This window comes from Caballeronia sordidicola (genome assembly GCF_000729995.1).
Classification (GTDB): Bacteria; Pseudomonadota; Gammaproteobacteria; order Burkholderiales; family Burkholderiaceae; genus Caballeronia; species Caballeronia sordidicola_A.
In genome coordinates this window covers 1-209 of sequence record NZ_JNFG01000188.1, presented here as the reverse complement: position 1 = coordinate 209, position 209 = coordinate 1, and the positions used below count along the sequence as shown (strand labels likewise).

Below are 209 nucleotides of genomic sequence, written 5' to 3'. Positions count from 1 at the left end.
CCAAAGCAACACCAGTAACAACGAGGCACTCCTCAAAGAGTGAACTCGACTACTTCTTCCCCAGATTGGTTGCGTTGACCACAAATCAGCGCAACACCCCCTCATGCCTGATGACCATAGCGAGTTGGTACCACCCCTTCCCATCCCGAACAGGACCGTGAAACGACTCCACGCCAATGATAGTGCGGATACCCGTGTGAAAGTAGGTA

Annotated in this window: 1 rRNA gene; it reads left to right on the top strand. The window is 52.6% G+C overall.

The window, feature by feature from the left end:
* Positions 1 to 106: 106 nt before the first annotated feature.
* Positions 107 to 209, top strand: a 5S ribosomal RNA gene (gene rrf / locus FH08_RS0134330); the annotation flags it as partial.